13 protein-coding genes are annotated in these 14,630 nt (G+C 58.2%); 8 read left to right on the top strand and 5 right to left on the bottom strand.

The features are described 5' to 3' along the window. Positions 1 to 39: 39 nt before the first annotated feature. Positions 40 to 792, bottom strand: coding sequence for a molybdopterin-synthase adenylyltransferase MoeB (moeB, locus tag ACOT0L_RS10935; protein WP_063138198.1), 753 nt, complete (start codon positions 790 to 792; stop codon positions 40 to 42). Between the two features lies 1 nt (position 793). Further along, positions 794 to 2,026 carry a molybdopterin molybdotransferase MoeA gene (moeA, locus tag ACOT0L_RS10930; protein WP_126503623.1) on the bottom strand — a complete coding sequence of 411 codons (1,233 nt, stop codon included), beginning with the start codon at positions 2,024 to 2,026 and terminating at the stop codon, positions 794 to 796. 189 nt (positions 2,027 to 2,215) lie between these two features. Here moeA and iaaA point away from each other — a divergent pair, with 189 nt between their 5' ends. From iaaA to gsiD, 5 genes are read left to right on the top strand one after another with little or no spacing between them, the layout of a single operon-like run. Further along, positions 2,216 to 3,154 carry a beta-aspartyl-peptidase gene (gene iaaA, locus ACOT0L_RS10925; protein WP_126503625.1) on the top strand — a complete coding sequence of 313 codons (939 nt, stop codon included), beginning with the start codon at positions 2,216 to 2,218 and terminating at the stop codon, positions 3,152 to 3,154. An 11-nt stretch (positions 3,155 to 3,165) separates the two neighbouring features. Next, complete coding sequence (gene gsiA / locus ACOT0L_RS10920) at positions 3,166 to 5,037, top strand: glutathione ABC transporter ATP-binding protein GsiA (RefSeq protein ID WP_126503627.1); 1,872 nt, start codon at positions 3,166 to 3,168, stop codon at positions 5,035 to 5,037. Between the two features lie 23 nt (positions 5,038 to 5,060). After that, complete coding sequence (gene gsiB / locus ACOT0L_RS10915) at positions 5,061 to 6,599, top strand: glutathione ABC transporter substrate-binding protein GsiB (RefSeq protein ID WP_126503629.1); 1,539 nt, start codon at positions 5,061 to 5,063, stop codon at positions 6,597 to 6,599. A 5-nt stretch (positions 6,600 to 6,604) separates the two neighbouring features. Then, positions 6,605 to 7,525 (top strand): glutathione ABC transporter permease GsiC, encoded by a 921-nt coding sequence (gene gsiC, locus ACOT0L_RS10910; RefSeq protein WP_006809475.1) that lies wholly within the window; start codon positions 6,605 to 6,607, stop codon positions 7,523 to 7,525. Between the two features lies 1 nt (position 7,526). After that, positions 7,527 to 8,438: a glutathione ABC transporter permease GsiD gene (gsiD, locus tag ACOT0L_RS10905; RefSeq protein ID WP_048966435.1), complete on the top strand. Its 912-nt coding sequence runs from the start codon at positions 7,527 to 7,529 to the stop codon at positions 8,436 to 8,438. A gap of 119 nt (positions 8,439 to 8,557) precedes the next feature. On the opposite strand, the gene rimO is transcribed toward gsiD, so the two are convergent. Then, the gene (gene rimO / locus ACOT0L_RS10900) at positions 8,558 to 9,883 is read right to left on the bottom strand and encodes a 30S ribosomal protein S12 methylthiotransferase RimO (RefSeq protein WP_022647549.1); all 1,326 of its coding nucleotides are present in this window, start codon (positions 9,881 to 9,883) and stop codon (positions 8,558 to 8,560) included. A gap of 217 nt (positions 9,884 to 10,100) precedes the next feature. Between rimO and bssR the strand changes: the two genes are divergently transcribed. Together bssR and ACOT0L_RS10890 are read left to right on the top strand one after the other, a co-directional pair. After that, on the top strand, positions 10,101 to 10,484 hold the full coding sequence (bssR, locus tag ACOT0L_RS10895) for a biofilm formation regulator BssR (protein ID WP_022647550.1): 384 nt from the start codon (positions 10,101 to 10,103) through the stop codon (positions 10,482 to 10,484). Positions 10,485 to 10,590: 106 nt separating this feature from the next. Beyond that, positions 10,591 to 11,709 carry a PQQ-dependent sugar dehydrogenase gene (locus ACOT0L_RS10890; RefSeq protein ID WP_126503631.1) on the top strand — a complete coding sequence of 373 codons (1,119 nt, stop codon included), beginning with the start codon at positions 10,591 to 10,593 and terminating at the stop codon, positions 11,707 to 11,709. On the opposite strand, the gene ACOT0L_RS10885 is transcribed toward ACOT0L_RS10890, so the two are convergent. After that, positions 11,710 to 12,336 (bottom strand): glutathione S-transferase family protein, encoded by a 627-nt coding sequence (locus tag ACOT0L_RS10885; RefSeq protein WP_126503633.1) that lies wholly within the window; start codon positions 12,334 to 12,336, stop codon positions 11,710 to 11,712. A gap of 243 nt (positions 12,337 to 12,579) precedes the next feature. Here ACOT0L_RS10885 and dacC point away from each other — a divergent pair, with 243 nt between their 5' ends. After that, positions 12,580 to 13,785 (top strand): serine-type D-Ala-D-Ala carboxypeptidase, encoded by a 1,206-nt coding sequence (gene dacC / locus ACOT0L_RS10880; RefSeq protein WP_023299674.1) that lies wholly within the window; start codon positions 12,580 to 12,582, stop codon positions 13,783 to 13,785. Positions 13,786 to 13,871: 86 nt separating this feature from the next. Here the strand turns inward: dacC and deoR are convergent, their stop codons facing one another. Further along, on the bottom strand, positions 13,872 to 14,630 hold the full coding sequence (deoR, locus tag ACOT0L_RS10875; RefSeq protein WP_022647554.1) for a DNA-binding transcriptional repressor DeoR: 759 nt from the start codon (positions 14,628 to 14,630) through the stop codon (positions 13,872 to 13,874).

Genomic DNA, 14,630 nt, shown 5'->3' with positions numbered 1-14,630 from the left:
GGAGAGGGCCGGGGTGAGGGCATCAGGCCGCAGCAGGGTTTAACCTCCGCACACCTCACACCCCGGATTACGCATCAGCTTCATCTCGCGGAACTGACAGGTCATCGCGTCATATATCACGATTTTGCCCGCTGCGGGCGTGCCGTAATGCGCCAGCACCTTAATCGCCTCCATCGCCTGCAAGGAACCGATAACCCCAACCAGCGGCGCCATCACGCCCGCCTCGACGCAGGTCAGCGCATTCTCGCCAAACAGACGGCTCAGGCAACGGTAGCAGGGCTCTCCCTCAGCGTAGGTGAAAACGCTGATTTGCCCCTCCATGCGGATGGCCGCGCCGGAAATTAGCGGCGTTTTATGGGCAAAGCAGCCCGCATTGAGCTGGTTACGAATGGCGACGTTATCGGTGCAGTCCAGCACCAGGTCATGCCGAGCAATCTGCGCAAACAGCGCGTCGTCATCCAGCATCGCGTCAATCAGGGTGAACTGAACGTTGGGGTTAATTCGCGCCAGCGCCGTGCGCGCAGATTCCACTTTCGGCTGACCAACCGTCGCGTCGCTGTGTAGCGTCTGGCGTTGCAGGTTCGACACCGACACGGTATCGAAATCCAGTAACGTCATGCGGCCGACGCCCGCCGCAGCCAGGTATTGCGCCGCCGCGCAGCCCAGCCCGCCAAGGCCGACAACCAGCACGCTGGCCGCCTTGAGCGCTTCCTGACCCTCGAAATCAAACCCGCGCAGCACGATCTGGCGGTTGTAGCGCATCATCTCCGGGTCGCTCAGTTCCACCGTCATGTCAGCCTCCGAACAGGTGGTTAAAGCGTTCCACTTCAACCCATTCGCCCGCCTCAACGTGGCCGCGATCGCGCTCCAGCACGATAAAGCAGTTACCCTGGCTGAAGGAGCTAAAGATGTGCGAACCCTGATGCCCGGTGGTGCTCACCTCCAGCTCGCCATCGGCGTTGCGCGCCAGAATGCCGCGCTGGAAATCGAGACGGCCCGGAGATTTTTTGAGGCGCGTTGCCGCCCGCACGCGCACACGTTCCGGCAGCGGGTCGGCATTGTTGCCTGAAAGCTTCGCCAGCAGCGGGATCACCAGCTGGTAGAAGGTCAGCGCGGCAGAGACCGGGTTACCCGGCAGGCCACAGAACCAGCTGTGCGGAAGTTTGCCAAACGCGAACGGTTTGCCCGGTTTAATCGCCAGCTTCCAGAAGGCGATTTCACCCAGCTCTTCAAGCAGGGTTTTGGTGTAATCCGCTTCGCCAACCGAAACGCCGCCGGAGCTGATCACCACGTCGGCAGAGGCGTCCGCGTCGATAAACGCCGTGCGCAGTTTCTCCGGATCGTCAGGAATGATGCCGAGGTTAATCACCTCGCAGCCCAGTTGCTCAAGCATCAGGTGCACCGCCAGACGGTTGGTGTCGTAAATCTGCCCCTCGTTCAGCGGCTGACCCGGAAGCTGTAGCTCGTCTCCCGTGGAGAACACCGCCACGTGTACCTTGCGGACAACGTCAATCTCCGCGATGCCAAGCGATGCCAGCACCGGCAGTTCGGCGACCGTCAGTTTTTGCCCGGCGGCAAAGACCGTTGCGCCGAGGGTAATGTCTTCCCCGATGTGGCGGATATTCTGTCCCGCTTTGACGCTGGCGGTAAAACGCACGCCGTCGTCCGTTAGTTCGGTCTCTTCCTGCATCACCACGGCTTCACAGCCCTTTGGCACCGGCGCGCCGGTCATAATGCGCACGCAGGTGCCCGCTGGCCACTCACCGTTGAACGGCTGCCCGGCAAAGGCTTTACCTGCCACCGGCAGCGGCTGACCCGTTTGCAAATCCGCCAGACGTACGGCATAGCCGTCCATCGCCGCGTTATCGAACCCCGGCACGTTCAGCGGCGAGACGATATCGCGCGCGGCAATACGGCCAAAACAGCGCACAAGCGGCAGCGTCTCAACGTCGTGCAGGGGAGTAATACGATCAAGCATCTGCGAGAGTGCCGTCTCAAGCGGCATCAGTCCGGCGGTAAAATCCATGGTGGGCTCCTGCGGAGTAACAACGAAAGCGCTCATTATGGCAGAAAAGTGCGGCTAACTGTATGACCCGATGGGTGTAAGCTTTACATCACAGTTGCGTCTTTCTATATTCAAAAATCATCTGAAGATTCGTCGACGATAATGATATTTATAGAAAAAGCAGCCAGCCAGGCTGATGGGTGATGCGAAATGAGTAAAGCGGTTATCGCAATTCATGGCGGTGCCGGGGCAATCACCCGTGCACAGCTCAGTCCCGAGCAGGAGAAGCGTTATATTGATGCGCTGAACGCCATTGTGGAAACAGGCCAGCGCATGCTGGAAGCGGGCGAAAGCGCGCTGGACGTGGTGACCGAAGCGGTGCGCCTGCTGGAGGAGTGTCCGCTGTTTAATGCCGGTATTGGCTCGGTCTTTACGCGCGATGAAACGCATGAACTGGATGCCTGCGTGATGGACGGTATCACCCTGAAAGCGGGGGCGGTGGCGGGCGTCAGCCGACTGCGCAATCCCGTGCTGGCCGCGCGTCTGGTGATGGATCAAAGCCCGCATGTGCTGCTGACCGGGGCGGGGGCGGAGAAATTTGCCGTCGAGCACGGGATGGATACGGTCTCGCCCGATCTTTTTTCCACCGAGGAGCGTTACCGGCAGTTGCTGGAGGCCCGTACAGCGTGGATGACACAGCTGGACCATGCCGCGCCGCTCGATGAACGCAGCAAAATGGGCACGGTAGGCGCGGTGGCGCTGGATAAAGCCGGTAACCTCGCCGCCGCGACGTCGACAGGCGGTATGACCAACAAGCTTCCCGGACGCGTCGGCGACAGTCCGCTGCCGGGGGCCGGGTGTTACGCTAATAACGCCACGGCGGCGGTGTCATGCACCGGCACTGGCGAAGTGTTTATTCGCGCGCTGGCGGCCTACGACATTACCGCGCTAATGGATTACGGCGGATTAAGTCTGAGTGAGGCCTGCGAGCGGGTGGTAATGGAGAAACTGCCAGCCCTGGGCGGAGAAGGTGGCTTAATCGCGGTGGATCGGGAGGGCAACGTGGCGCTGCCGTTCAACAGTGAAGGGATGTACCGGGCGTGGGGGTATGCCGGCGATGCGCCCAGCACAGGCATTTATCGTGAATAAGGGGGCATTGCGTGCCGCACAGTGAAGAGCTGGACAACTGCGAAGTGCTGGCTGTCCACCAACTGAATATTGCCTTTCAGGAAGAGCGGCAGTTCATCCCTGCAGTACAGAATTTATCGTTTTCGCTCAGGCGCGGCGAGACGCTGGCGATTGTCGGCGAGTCCGGATCCGGTAAATCGGTTACCGCGCTGGCGCTGATGCGTCTGCTTGAGCAGACGGGCGGGCAGGTCACCAGCGAGCGGATGCTGTTGCGCCGTCGCAACCGTCAGGTTATCGATCTCAACGAGCTGAGCGCGTCCCGGATGCAGGGGGTGCGCGGGGCGGATATTGCGATGATTTTTCAGGAGCCGATGACCTCCCTGAACCCGGTCTTCCCGGTGGGCGAGCAGATTGCCGAATCTATCCGCCTGCATCAGGGATTGAGCGGTGATGAGGCGCTCAACGAAGCTAAACGGATGCTGGAGCTGGTACGTATCCCTGAGGCGCACGCGATTTTGTCCCGCTATCCGCATCAGCTTTCCGGTGGCATGCGCCAGCGGGTGATGATTGCGATGGCGCTGTCGTGCCGTCCGGCGGTGCTCATTGCGGACGAACCCACCACGGCGCTGGATGTCACCATTCAGGCCCAGATCCTGCAACTGATTAAGGTGTTGCAGCAGGAGATGGAGATGGGGGTGATATTCATCACCCACGATATGGGGGTGGTGGCGGATATTGCCGATCGGGTGCTGGTTATGCATCAGGGCAAAGCTGTGGAAACCGGCACGGTGGAGCAGGTCTTTCATGCGCCGGTGCATCCTTATACTAAAGCGCTGCTGGCGGCGGTCCCGCGTCTGGGCGCCATGAATGGCAGTGATTTTCCGCGCCGTTTTCCGCTGTTCTCTCAGACCGAACAGGGCCAGCAGGAAGACGAAACCGAGCAGAACACGGTGGTTTCCGGCAGGCCGATCCTTGAAGTGCGTGACCTGGTGACCCGTTTCCCGCTGCGCAGCGGGATCCTTAACCGCGTGAAGCGCGAAGTGCATGCGGTTGAATACGTCAGTTTTGATCTCTGGCCGGGCGAAACGCTGGCGCTGGTGGGGGAGTCCGGCTGCGGTAAATCCACCACCGGGCGGGCGCTGCTCAGGCTGGTTGAGTCGCAGGAGGGAAGCATCACCTTCAACGGTGAGCGCATCGATACACTCCCCAATGGTAAATTGCAGGCGGTGCGCCGGGATATTCAGTTTATTTTTCAGGATCCTTATGCGTCGCTCGATCCGCGCCATACGGTGGGGTACTCGATTATGGAGCCGCTGCGGGTGCACAACCTGCTCGACGGTGAAGCCGCGCAGCGCCGCGTCGCGTGGCTGCTGGAGCGCGTGGGCCTGAAACCGGAGCATGCCTGGCGTTATCCGCACGAATTTTCTGGCGGTCAGCGACAGCGTATCTGCATAGCCCGGGCATTGGCCCTGAATCCGAAGGTGGTGATTGCGGATGAGTCCGTGTCAGCGCTGGATGTCTCCATCCGCGCGCAAATCATCAATCTCCTGCTCGATTTACAGCGGGATTTGGGCATTGCGTTTCTGTTTATCTCTCACGATATGGCGGTGGTTGAGCGGATCAGCCATCGCGTGGCGGTGATGTACATGGGGCAAATTGTTGAAATTGGCCCCCGTCGGGCGGTATTTGAAAACCCGCAGCATCCGTACACCCGCAAGCTGATGGCCGCCGTACCGGTTGCCGATCCTGAGCATCGTCACGCCCAGCGCGTGCTGTTGCAGGACGAAATGCCGAGCAATATTCGTAAACGGGGCGAAACTCTGGAGCGCGTGGCGCTGCGTGAAGTCGGTCCCGGTCATTTTGTCGCACCCCCGCGTCAGGGCAATGCATTCTCGCGGTTATAACTTACAACAGGCAGGAGAACACAATGGTTCCTTTTGTTGCTCGTCAATGGCTGCTTGCCGCGAGCGTGACGGCTGCGCTGGCCGCCGCCCCCGCGATCGCGGCGAAAGACGTGGTGGTGGCTGTGGGGTCTAACTTCACGACGCTGGATCCGTATGATGCTAACGACACCCTTTCTCAGGCGGTGACAAAATCCTTCTACCAGGGGCTGTTCGGCCTGGACCGCGAGATGAAGCTGAAAAACGTGCTGGCGGAAGGTTATACCGTGTCGGACGACGGGCTGGTCTATACCGTTAAGCTCCGTACCGGCGTGAAGTTCCAGGACGGCACCGACTTCAACGCCGAGGCGGTTAAGGTCAACCTGGACCGAGCCAGCAATCCGGAAAACGGTCTTAAGCGCTACAACCTGTATAAAAATATCGCCCAAACCGAGGTGATTGATCCAGCGACGGTGAAGATCACCCTCAAAGAGCCGTTCTCGGCGTTTATCAATATCCTGGCGCATCCCGCGACGGTGATGATTTCCCCTGCGGCGTTGAAGAAATACGGCAAAGAGATTGGCTTCCACCCGGTGGGGACCGGACCGTACGAACTGCTTACCTGGAACCAGACCGATTATGTGAAGGTGAAGAAATTCGCCGGATACTGGCAGCCGGGGCTGCCGAAGCTGGATACCCTCACCTGGCGGCCGGTCGTGGACAACAATACCCGTGCCGCGATGCTGCAAACCGGCGAAGCGCAGTTTGCCTTCCCGATCCCCTACGAACAGGCAGCGCTGCTGGCGAAAAACAGCAAGCTGGAGCTGGTGGCCAGCCCGTCGATTATGCAGCGCTACATCAGCATGAACGTCACGCAAAAACCGTTTGATAACCCGAAGGTGCGCGAAGCCATCAACTACGCCATTAACCGCCAGGCACTGGTGAAGGTGGCCTTTGCCGGCTACGCCACCCCGGCGACGGGCGTGATGCCGCCAACCATTGAGTACGCGCAGAGCTATCAGCCGTGGCCGTACGATCCGGCGAAAGCGCGGGAACTGCTGAAAGAGGCGGGCTATCCGAACGGCTTTAGCACCACGCTGTGGTCGTCGCATAACCACAGTACCGCGCAGAAGGTGCTGCAATTTACCCAGCAGCAGCTGGCACAGGTGGGCATTAAAGCCAGGGTCACGGCGATGGATGCCGGACAGCGCGCGGCGGAAGTGGAAGGCAAAGGACAGAAAGAGAGCGGCGTGCGGATGTTCTACACCGGCTGGACGGCTTCAACCGGTGAAGCGGACTGGTCCCTGTCGCCGCTGTTTGCTTCCCAGAACTGGCCGCCAACGCTGTTCAATACCGCGTTCTACAGTAATCCGCAGGTGGATAAGGATCTGGCTGATGCCCTGAAAACCACCAAACCGGAAGAGAAAGCGCGCCTGTACAAAGAGGCGCAGGACATTATCTGGAAAGAGTCGCCGTGGGTGCCGCTGGTGGTGGAAAAACTGGTCTCAGCCCACAATAAAGCGCTGACCGGTTTTTACATCATGCCGGATACGGGCTTTAGCTTTGATGACGCGGATCTAAAATAAAACTCATGCTGAATTATGTGTGTAAACGCCTGCTGGGGCTTATCCCGACGCTGCTGATTGTGGCCGTGCTGGTGTTTTTGTTTGTCCACATGCTGCCCGGCGATCCGGCGCGTTTGATTGCCGGACCGGAAGCGGATGCGACGGTTATCGAACTGGTACGTAAACAGCTCGGTCTTGACCAGCCGCTGTATCGGCAATTTCTGCGCTACATTGGCAATGTCCTTCAGGGCGATTTCGGCATCTCGATGGTGTCGCGTCGTCCGGTGTCGGAGGAGATTGCCAGCCGCTTTATGCCCACCTTCTGGTTAACGATTGCCAGTATGAGCTGGGCGGTTGTGTTTGGCCTGGGCGCGGGGATTGTCGCCGCCGTCTGGCGCAACCGCTGGCCGGATAAGCTCGGTATGGCGCTGGCGGTCACCGGTATCTCTTTCCCGGCGTTTGCGCTGGGTATGCTGCTGATGCAGATTTTCTCCGTCGAGCTGGGCTGGTTGCCCACCGTCGGGGCCGACACCTGGAAGCACTACATTCTGCCCTCTATGACGCTTGGCGCAGCCGTTGCGGCAGTGATGGCCCGTTTCACCCGCGCCTCCTTTGTCGACGTGCTGAGCGAAGATTACATTCGCACCGCGCGGGCAAAAGGGGTGAGTGAGAAATGGGTCATTCTGAAGCATGGTTTTCGTAATGCGATGATCCCGGTGGTCACGATGATGGGGCTACAGTTCGGCTTCCTGCTGGGCGGCTCTATCGTGGTTGAGAAGGTCTTTAACTGGCCGGGGCTGGGGCGCCTGCTGGTCGACTCGGTCGATATGCGTGACTACCCGGTGATTCAGGCTGAAGTTCTGCTTTTCTCGCTGGAGTTTATTCTTATCAACTTAGTGGTGGATGTGCTGTACGCCGCCATTAACCCGGCCATCAGGTATAAGTAAGATGCGATTACTGAACTGGCGTCGCCAGGCCATTTTAAACGCTATGCCGGGGATCAGGCCGGACCATATTCGCACCCCGTGGGTTGAGTTCTGGCGTCGATTCCGTCGTCAGCCCGTCGCTATGGTCGCCGGGTTGTTTGTGTTACTGCTGATCCTGGTGGCGATTATCGCCCCCTGGATAGCCCCGTTTGATGCGGAAAATTACTTCGATTACGACCGGCTGAACGATGGACCGTCGATGATGCACTGGTTTGGCGTGGACTCGCTCGGGCGCGATATTTTCAGCCGCGTGCTGGTAGGGGCGCAGATCTCGCTGGCGGCCGGGGTCTTTGCGGTGCTGATGGGCGCAGCGATTGGCACCGTGTTTGGGCTGGTGGCCGGGTACTATGAAGGCTGGTGGGACCGCATCATCATGCGTATCTGCGACGTGCTGTTTGCCTTTCCCGGTATTCTGCTGGCGATTGCCGTGGTGGCGGTGATGGGCAGCGGCATGGCGAACGTCATCATCGCCGTGGCGGTATTCACGATTCCCGCTTTCGCGCGCCTGGTACGTGGCAACACGCTGGTGCTGAAGCAGCAGACCTTTATCGAGTCGGCCCGCAGCATGGGAGCCAGCGATGCCACAATCCTGTTCAGCCATATTCTGCCGGGAACGGTCTCGTCTATCGTGGTCTATTTCACCATGCGCATAGGCGTGTCGATTATCTCGGCGGCCAGCCTGTCGTTTCTGGGGTTAGGCGCACAGCCGCCGACGCCGGAGTGGGGCGCGATGCTGAACGAGGCGCGGGCGGATATGGTGATCGCCCCGCACGTGGCGATCTTCCCGAGCCTGGCGATTTTCCTGACCGTGCTGGCGTTTAACCTGCTGGGGGATGGGCTGCGCGACGCGCTGGATCCGAGGATTAAGGGGTAGGTTTTTGCAGGAACTTACCCCTCACCCTAACCCTCTCCCCTGAGGGGAGAGGGGACTGCTCGGTGCGGTCTGTTCCCCCTCGCCCCTTTGGGGAGAGGGCCGGGGTGAGGGGTTAAAGATTAAACCCGGCTGCCCCACAAATCATACTCGTCGGCGTTTTCAACCTTCACGCGAATAATATCGCCCGGCTTGACGTTGGTTTCCCCGTTCAGGTACACCGCGCCGTCGATTTCAGGCGCATCCGCCATGCTGCGGCCAATCGCGCCTTCTTCGTCCACTTCGTCGATAATGACCAGAATTTCGCGGCCCACTTTCTCCTGCAAGCGTTCAGCAGAGATCTGCTGTTGCAGCTGCATAAAGCGGTTCCAGCGTTCCTCTTTGACCTCTTCCGGTACCTGGTCCGCCAGCTCGTTGGCCGTTGCGCCTTCAACCGGGCTGTACTTGAAGCAGCCCACGCGATCCAGACGCGCTTCTTTCAGGAAGTCGAGCAGCATCTGGAAATCTTCTTCGGTTTCACCCGGGAAGCCAACGATGAAGGTGGAGCGCAGGGTCAGATCCGGGCAGATCTCGCGCCACTGCTTGATGCGCGCCAGCTGGCGGTCAACGGATCCAGGACGCTTCATCAGCTTCAGAATGCGCGGGCTGGCGTGCTGTAACGGGATATCCAGATACGGCAGGATTTTGCCTTCCGCCATCAGCGGAATCACGTCGTCAACGTGCGGGTAAGGGTAGACGTAGTGCAGACGCGTCCAGATCCCGAGCTTAGCAAGCTGCTCGCACAGGCCAACCATGCTGGTTTTTACCGGCTCGCCGTTATGGAAGCCGGAGCGGTGTTTGACGTCCACGCCGTAGGCGGAGGTGTCCTGGGAGATGACCAGTAACTCCTTCACGCCCGCGTCGGCCAGGCGTTTGGCTTCTGCCAGCACCTCGCCAATCGGACGGCTCACCAAATCGCCACGCATCGACGGGATGATGCAGAAGGTGCAGCGATGGTTGCAGCCTTCGGAAATTTTCAGGTAAGCATAGTGGCGCGGCGTCAGCTTCACGCCCTGTTCCGGTACCAGGCTCAGGAACGGGTTGTGCTTTGGCTTTGGTACGTAGTGATGAACATGTTCCAGCACCTGCTCGTAGCTGTGCGGGCCGGTGATCTCCAGTACCTTCGGGTGCACTTCGCGGATCTGATCCACCTTCGCGCCCAGGCAGCCGGTGACAATCACTTTGCCATTTTCCGTCAGGGCTTCACCAATGGCTTCCAGTGACTCCTGGACCGCGCTGTCGATGAACCCACAGGTGTTGACGATCACCATGTCGGCGTTGTCGTAGCTTGGCACCACGTCATAGCCTTCAGTGCGAAGTTCAGTCAGGATCCGTTCGGAATCCACCAGGTTCTTCGGGCAGCCCAGGGAGACAAAGCCGATTTTCGGCGGGTGCGTAACATTGCTCATAGGTTAAAAATTCATCAATTATGGAGTTATCAGGGCGGGATTTTACAGCGTATCGCGGGGGATTTATACACTCTTGATGGCGCAGTTGAGGCGGGCAATCGTTGTAACATTGTAAAGAATGTTAATCAGTTATCGTTTATTGATCTCAGGCATCACATTGTACAAAAAATGACCTTATTATTAATAGGGTAACATGGCTGACAGAGGAGGAAATAGCATGTCCGTTGACAGACTGAAACGCGATCTGCTTAACAAGCTGATCAACGCCCGAATCGACCTGGCTGCATATCTGCAACTCCGCAAGGCGAAAGGGTATATGTCAGTCAGCGAAAGCGAAAATCTGCGTGATAATTTCTTTGAACTTTGCAATTTCATGCGTGATAAAGCACCCATCCTGAAAGCGCACTGCGCTGAAAACGAACTAGTGGCGCTGCGCCGCGCCGCCGAGGTGCTTTCCATCGCCGGGGTCTGTTTGATGAACGGACGTCACGACTGCCCGAATTTTATTGCCGTTAACGCGGAGAAGCTTGAAAACTGCCTGACCACGCTCGCGCTTTGCATCATGTGTCTGAACAAGCCGGAAACGCTTGCCCGACACTGAACCCGGGGGAGGCAACTCCCCCTTTTGATTAAGCTTTTGTAAAAGTGTTAACGCACCCGGGAACAGTGGCTAATCTTTAAGCCATATGCCGATAAAGGAGTGCGTTATGCCTCGATCCTCGCTGCTTTTCCTCCCTGCACTGTTATTCCCGCTTTCGCTGCTTGCGGCGCCCGAGACGGTTAAGGTCGACGTGCTACAGACAAAACTGGATCACCCCTGGTCGCTGGCGTTTCTGCCTGATAATAAGGGGCTGCTGATCACGCTAAAAGACGGGCAGCTTAAGCACTGGCAGGCAGGGAAAGGGCTCTCCGACCCGATTATCGGCGTGCCGAAGGTCTGGGCGAGCGGCCAGGGCGGATTGCTGGACGTGGTGCTGGACCCGGATTTTGAACAATCACGGCGGATCTGGCTCAGCTTCGCCGAGGCGGGTGATGATGGAAAAGCGGGTACCGCGGTGGGCTACGGGCGGTTGAGCGATGACCTCTCGCGCATTGAGGGCTTCCAGGTGGTGTTCCGACAGATGCCGAAGCTCTCTACTGGCAACCACTTTGGCGGACGGCTGGTGTTCGACGGCAAAGGCCATCTCTTTATTGGCCTGGGTGAAAACAACCAGCGCCCGACGGCGCAGGATCTGGATAAGCTTCAGGGCAAGGTGGTGCGCCTGACGGAGGACGGGAAAGTGCCGCCGGATAACCCGTTTGTGAACACCGCCGGTGCACGGCCTGAAATCTGGTCTTACGGCATTCGCAACCCGCAGGGAATGGCGATGAACCCGTGGAGCGACGCGCTGTGGCTTAATGAACACGGCCCTCGCGGCGGGGATGAGATCAACATTCCTGAAAAAGGCAAAAACTACGGCTGGCCGATGGCGACGCACGGGATCAACTACAGCGGCCTGAAAATCCCGGAAGCGAAAGGCGAGCACGTTGAGGGCACTGAAAAACCGCTGTTTGTCTGGAAAGTGTCGCCCGCCGTCAGCGGCATGGCGTTCTACAACAGCGACGTCTTCCCGCAGTGGAAAAACAAGCTGTTTATCGGCGCGCTGAAGGAGAAAGACGTCATCGTGCTGAGCGTGAAGGGCAATACCGTGACGGAGGACGGGCGCATTCTTGGGGATAAAGATCATCGAATTCGCGATGTGCGCGTCGGGCCGGATGGTTATCTGTACGTGCTGACCGACGAGACGGACGGGCAGCTTTGGAAAGTCAGCCCGTCCGGGTCGTAATCAGGTCACCGGGATCATCACCACGTTGCGATACGCCGGGCGCTCGCTGAGCTGCTGGATCCAGCGCTCAAGGTGAGGGCGCGGGGTCCAGCTGAGACCCATGTTAGTGAGGTTCCAGACGAAAGGGGCGACGGCGATATCGCCCACGCCGAACGTGTCGCCGGAGAACCAGGTATGCTTCGCCAGTTCGTCGTTCATCATCGCAAACAGCGACTCGCACGCGTCCTGGGCGGCATGAATGGTGGGATAATCACGATCGGCTTCCGGCGTACGTATAAGCCCCATCAGGATCACGCGGTGCGTTGGGGAAAGCGTCTGGTTTGCCCAGTCCATCCATTTTTCGCCCTGCGCGCGCTGGGCTGGATTTTCTACCCACAGCCGACCCTGGCCGTACTGCGCGGCGAGGTATCGCACGATAGTGTTAGACTCCCACAGCGTGGCGTCTGTCTCGTCATCGCGCAGTAGCGGCACCAGTCCGTTTGGGTTCATCGCCAGGTAGTCCGCGTCTTTATTCACGCCAAACTCCAGGCCCGCCATAACCTGCTTGAACGGTAAATCCAGCTCTTCCAGCGTCCAGAGCACTTTTTTCACGTTGGTCGAATTGTTCCTGCCCCACAGCGTAATCATATTTACTCCCGATGAGATGTGAATCCGAGTCAGCTTTTCGCCATGGTGAGATAAACCTAACAATTACGCAACAGATGCTAAAAAAAACACCGCAATCAAAGCGTATCTGAATGTTATTGCATAAACTTTAAAAACTTTACCTGGAACAGGTTTCTTTGAAGGCTGTAGTGCGCTATTACTCATCGCTTCTTGCGACACGGTGATTGTGACGTGATTTTTAGAATGGACACTCGGGTGGCATTTATGACGCAAAAAACTTCCTCTCTGCGCAGCCTGGCGGCAGGCTCGGCGCTGCTTTTCCTTTTTGCCCCAACGCTCCATGCGGCGGAACAGACAGCGCCCGAAGCGCCGCCTGTTGATGCGCGCGCCTGGATCCTGATGGATTACGCCAGCGGGAAAGTGCTGGCGGAAGGTAACGCCGACGAAAAACTCGACCCGGCGAGCCTGACGAAAATTATGACCAGCTATGTGGTCGGCCAGGCGTTGAAAGCGGGCAAGATCAAGCTGAATGACATGGTCACCGTCGGGAAAGATGCCTGGGCGACCGGTAATCCGGCGCTGCGCGGCTCGTCCGTGATGTTCCTGAAGCCTGGCGACCAGGTCTCCGTGTCCGATCTGAATAAAGGGGTTATTATTCAGTCGGGAAATGATGCCTGTATTGCGCTGGCCGATTACGTCGCGGGCAGTCAGGACTCATTTATTGGGCTGATGAATGGCTACGCGAAAAAACTGGGTCTGACCAATACCACTTTTAAAACTGTTCACGGCCTGGATGCGCCGGGTCAGTTTAGTACCGCGCGCGATATGGCGCTGCTGGGCAAAGCGCTGATCCATGACGTGCCGGATGAGTACGCTATCCATAAAGAGAAAGAGTTCACCTTCAACAATATCCGCCAGCCTAACCGTAACCGTCTGCTGTGGAGTAGTAACGTTAACGTGGACGGCATGAAAACCGGTACAACTGCCGGGGCCGGATACAACCTGGTGGCTTCTGCGACGCAGGGCGATATGCGCCTGATCTCAGTGGTGCTGGGAACGAAAACCGACCGAATTCGTTTTAACGAATCCGAAAAACTGCTGACCTGGGGTTTCCGCTTCTTTGAAACCGTCACGCCGATTAAGCCGGACGCTACCTTCGTGAGTCAGCGCGTCTGGTTTGGTGATAAAAGTGAAGTGAACCTGGGAGCGGGTGAAGCGGGTTCCGTCACCATTCCACGCGGTCAGCTGAAAAACCTGAAAGCCAGCTATACCCTGACCGAGCCACAGCTCACCGCACCGCTGAAAAAAGGTCAGGTGGTCGGGACGATAGATTTCCAGCTTAACGGCAAATCTATTGAGCAGCGTCCGCTGGTGGTAATGGAAGCGGTGGAAGAGGGCGGCTTCTTCAGCCGGATGTGGGACTTTGTGTTAATGAAATTCCACGGCTGGTTTGGCAGCTGGTTCAGCTAAGTTTTTGCCGGGTGGCGGCTTCGCCTTACCCGGCCTGTAACGGCTCGAACGTAGGCCGGGTAAGCGCAGCGCCACCCGGCATAACCTCAATACATCAACTTCACCTGCTGCGCTTTCGCGTATGCCACCAGCTCGTCATCCGGGCGGCAATCACTGACGATGGCGTCAAAGCGCGACAGTTCTCCCATCCTTGCCGGACGGACCTTGCCAAATTTACTGTGATCAACCACCAGCACATGCTGCTGCGCGGCGTTGAGCGCCCACTGTTTCACCGGTAACTCTTCAAGATTAAAACAGGTTGCCCCCTGTTTCACATTCACGCCCGCCGCAGAGTAAAAGGCGATATCAGGGCATACATTGCTCAGCGTGTCCTGAATATTCAGCGGCTTGAAGATGGCGTTGCTGGCATGAAACTCGCCGCCACACAAAATCACCCGGCATGCTGGTTTCTCCTGCAAAGCCAGGAAGGTATTTAGCGAATAACAGACGGCGGTAAAGGGAACGGTGCTGTCGATGGCCTCGATGATCCACGGGGTTGTCGTACCGCAGTCAAAAAACAGCGTTTGATGCGGCTGCACCAGCGAGGCGGCGAGCCGCGCGGCTTTGCGCTTCTCTTCCACCAGGCGTGTTTTTTGATCGCTTAACAGATAATGGCTGGCGCTACGCGGCTCCAGAACAATATACCCGCCAAGCAGCACAACGGGGGCGCTGTCGCTGTTCAGATCGCGACGAATGGTCATTTCAGACACGCCAAGCAGGGAAGCGGCTTCCTTAAGATGCAGCTTATCGCTGCGCTTCAGCGCCTGAAGCAGCTGAGCAATGCGGTCATCGCGACGTGTTTCCAT

Origin of the sequence: Enterobacter cloacae complex sp. XAL002, from assembly GCF_049236805.1 — a bacterium.
GTDB lineage: Bacteria > Pseudomonadota > Gammaproteobacteria > Enterobacterales > Enterobacteriaceae > Enterobacter > Enterobacter intestinihominis.
This window is presented reverse-complemented; position numbering and strand designations above follow the sequence as displayed.